Source organism: Arthrobacter sp. zg-Y40, assembly GCF_020731535.1.
GTDB lineage: Bacteria > Actinomycetota > Actinomycetes > Actinomycetales > Micrococcaceae > Arthrobacter_B.
Genome location: NZ_JAJFZS010000020.1, coordinates 1 through 3,433 on the forward strand (window position 1 = coordinate 1; position 3,433 = coordinate 3,433).

The 3,433-nt window shown below is 59.2% G+C and carries 4 protein-coding genes and 1 rRNA gene; 1 reads left to right on the forward strand and 4 read right to left on the reverse strand.

Translation table 11 applies throughout. The features are described 5' to 3' along the window. Positions 1–245 precede the first annotated feature (245 nt). Positions 246–491: a hypothetical protein gene (locus tag LJ754_RS16630; RefSeq protein WP_227927436.1), complete on the forward strand. Its 246-nt coding sequence runs from the start codon at positions 246–248 to the stop codon at positions 489–491. Positions 492–657: 166 nt separating this feature from the next. On the opposite strand, the gene LJ754_RS16635 is transcribed toward LJ754_RS16630, so the two are convergent. The 4 genes from LJ754_RS16635 to rrf form a co-directional block, all read right to left on the reverse strand. Beyond that, a complete protein-coding gene (locus LJ754_RS16635) occupies positions 658–1,302 on the reverse strand; it encodes a DUF5979 domain-containing protein (protein WP_331461538.1) in 645 nt (214 codons plus the stop codon). Next, positions 1,253–1,882, reverse strand: a complete 630-nt coding sequence (locus tag LJ754_RS16640; RefSeq protein WP_227927439.1) for a DUF5979 domain-containing protein — start codon at positions 1,880–1,882, stop codon at positions 1,253–1,255. Before LJ754_RS16640 ends, LJ754_RS16635 begins: the two co-directional genes overlap by 50 nt. A 155-nt stretch (positions 1,883–2,037) precedes the next feature. Next, complete coding sequence (locus LJ754_RS16645; RefSeq protein WP_227927438.1) at positions 2,038–2,373, reverse strand: Cys-Gln thioester bond-forming surface protein; 336 nt, start codon at positions 2,371–2,373, stop codon at positions 2,038–2,040. A gap of 700 nt (positions 2,374–3,073) precedes the next feature. Further along, positions 3,074–3,190, reverse strand: a 5S ribosomal RNA gene (gene rrf / locus LJ754_RS16650). Between the last annotated feature and the right edge of the window lie 243 nt (positions 3,191–3,433).

Sequence of the window (3,433 nt, forward strand, 5' to 3'; positions counted from 1 at the left end):
GCCAGCGTTCATCCTGAGCCAGGATCAAACTCTCCGTAAATGTTCATACAGACACAATGCCGGGGCCAAGGAAAATTGGCCGCCAGGCACTGCACTAAATTCGAAACCAGCTAAAAAAACCATTCCAGCCCACGGGGTGGGCGGAACAGTCGATTCAACCAATTAAAATAAATTGGTATCAATAAACTTGGCACACTATTGAGTTCTCAAACAACAGACGCAATCCGAAAATACTCGGGAAAACAATGTTTTCCTTTTCTTCTTCGCTGCAAGGTTTTCCATCTTATTCCATTCCGGCGTTTTCCGCAATTCCCGGTTATCCTTATCGGAAGCCCCGGGAAGGCGTGTCTACCGCCGTTCCGGCCCAGCAAAAAGCCGGAGTCTTTCCTGCTGGCCCCGTGAAGGGGCGCACCAGAGAAACTCTGTTTTTTGGTGGGTTTGGCCGCCATGCTTCGGGCGCTTATTTCAGCGTCCCGGCTGCGGCGACTTAGAAGACTTTACACAGGTTCTCCCGCCGGTGCAACTCGTCGGGAGGTGACGCCCGGCACCCCGTCTCCGAGGTATCCATCCGTCATACGGCAATGCCCTCCGGACGCGGGACTGCCCGCAGCTCCGGCATGGAGCTGCGGGCAATCCTGGTTCAAACGGCGGGTTCCGCTACTGGGGTCGGCGCCGAACCGAAACGAAAACGAGGAAGGTGCCAAGAGCCAGAATGCAGATACCGGCAGTCCACACCCAGTTAGCGCCGTTCACGCCGGTTTTCGCCAGTGCGTCCCTGCCCATCACGGAGTACGTGTTCGTGACCTCCGCGTTGACGGATGCGCCGCCTAGGACCGTGACCGTTTCCGGGAGAACCGAATCCACCGTCACCGAGGAATTCGCGCCAGAGTCGGGTTCAGTGACTGTGCACGAGCTGCCGGCCGGCACACGGTCAAACGCGGTGATCTGGTCTCCTGCCTGGGTTCCCGCCGGAATGAGGATCTCCTCAGTGAATGAATCCCCGTAGGTGACAACAATCCGCACGTCGCTTTGGAGACCGGCTCCCGGGCCGGTGATGGTTTTGGTCAGCACGAGTGAACCGTAGACGTAGGACACGTCATTGGTGACCAGCGCCTGGGCGTCACCGCCCGGCTGGATCTCAACCACTTCCGGAAGACCGGTGGCCACCGCCACCAGTTCTGTAGCACCGGTTTGGGGCTCCGTGACCGTGCATGCAGTGCCCGCGGGAATGTCGGTGATCGTTCCCGCGTAGTCACCTGCAGCGCTGCCCGCCGGAATGGTGAGGGTTTCTTCGATACCCACGGCATCGCAGGTCACTATCACCGTGATAATCACCCTGCAGGCCAGCGGCGGCGCCCCTCGCCGACTTCACAACGGTCCAGGACCCCGGATTGAGGTCCACAGTGTTGGCTACGACGAGCACGTTCGGTCCGTCGGCGGTAATAGTGACCGTACCCGGCAGAACCGGTGTGACAGTCACCTGTGTGTTGGATCCCGTCACCGGCTCACTCACCTCACAGACCGTACCGACCGGCAGGTTGGGAATGGTCTGGGATACCGTTGCTGCGGTACCGGCCGGGATTTCAATGACGAAAACACCCGCAGCCCCGCAGGTAACGTTCAGGGTAATGGCACCCTGCAGTCCGGCACCTTCTCCGGCGAAGGTCTTAGTGACCACCAAATCGCCCGGAATGAAGAACTCGGCCGTCGCCTGTGCGTTTGATTCAACCTGCGAATCCGCCGCCAGAATGAGTTTCTGTGCCGTTGTGACCTGTGGATTAGTGCCGGCATAGAGATAAACGTTTCCCGTTTGTACGGGAACCACTGCCGTGGCAGTGAGCTGCGCCGGATCGGTTGCCTGCGCAGTGTTCCGTACCCACAACTGCGTTCCTGCCGGCACAGTTGTCCCTACCAGGGGGACGGTTCCCGCCGCGTCGGTGTAAAGGGTGTATCCCGGGGTAACTCCAACGGTGAGCTCCGTAACCGTGCCGGACGTGACCGTGAAGGGACCCGCCACTCCGTCCACAGGACCTGCAGCTACCGGGGCGTAATGCTGACATCTGGAGCGGGAGGTTCAGTGAGCGGTCCCGCGGCCAGGACGTCGGTGACAATCTGCGCGGTGAGTGCCCGGATGGAATCCGTGTCCTCAAGCACGTAGCCGTCACTGAAGAACCAGACTGCAGCCTGGACTGCTGCGGCCCGGACGTTGTCGTTAGCCGCTTCCGGAAGCCCTGGCTGGTCCGGATAGTAGCTGTTCAATACGCGGTTCACGTAGCCGATGTTGGAGACGTTGGACTCATCCCAGCTACCGTTCTCGTACCCGAGCCCCGTATAGGTGAGGTTGCGGATGTCGATGCAATACATCTGTTGCATATTGCCCTCGCCACCCACCGTCGTGATGACACCGGCAAAGGGCTCATCTGTCCGGACGTAGCCCGCAGGAAGGTCGCCCGGATATCCAGCAGTGGGATCGAATGCCTGGCCAGCAGGCGGAAGGCCTCCAGTCACGCCTTGGCCCGGACCGGTCCCTGTCATGGCGACCTCGACATCGGCATTGGGAACCGCCCCTTCAGGCTGCGGGCCGGAAAACACGGCCTGAGCCGGTGCAACAGTCGAGAGCAGAAGTATGACCAGGGCTCCCAGAATGGCGAGCGGATGGCCGAGGCGCCGGCGCATCCTCCTTCGTACTCCCCCACCCGGTGTAAATGCTGTTCTTTACCTCATAAGTCTTGAATCCTCTCTCCAGCTAACCCGAGGGGCTGCAAGGGACGCACTGCGCCCCAAGTTCGAGAGGCTATAGCGGGGATCGAAGAGACGTAAGGATAGGAGCCAACAGACGCACCTCTGGAAAGCCGTTTTTCCCAGAAGTAGTGCCCTGCGAGCTGCATTCGCTTGCGGTTCACAACGGATGCCGGCGCCTATGTGTGGGCCGCATGAATATAAACACAAAAAGCCCGCACCAGGAACGGTACGGGCTTGCAGGGTGATCTCGAGACAGCCGCTTGGAACCAGTTTCCCGGGTTAAACAGGTGAGGCCCGTACCAACACTGGTACGGGCCTCACCCCACAATTTGTCCGGCGGTGACCTACTCTCCCACACCCTCCCGGATGCAGTACCATCGGCGCTGTGGGTCTTAGCTTCCGGGTTCGGAATGGGACCGGGCGTTTCCCCCACGCTATGACCGCCGTAACCCTTCCACCCGCACCACACACCCAAAAACAGTGTGCGTGGGGAAAACAATGGTCACGAACATCAAACAGACGTAAGCAAATATTCAATTAATCGTTCCCTGGGGAACAACCCTGCACGGGTTGTTGTCCGGGAACCACATAGTGGACGCAAGCAGCATGATCACAACACCCTCTACATTGGGAAACCGTTTGAAGTCGTGTTTCCCCAGGTGTTGATGTGGTGTAAGTTATCGGCCTATTA

Bases quoted from the DNA above. Each gene is read 5' to 3' on its own strand.
- LJ754_RS16630 (WP_227927436.1), top strand. From the start codon at position 246: ATGTTTTCCTTTTCTTCTTCGCTGCAAGGTTTTCCATCTTATTCCATT.
- LJ754_RS16645 (WP_227927438.1), bottom strand. From the start codon at position 2,373: ATGCAACAGATGTATTGCATCGACATCCGCAACCTCACCTATACGGGG.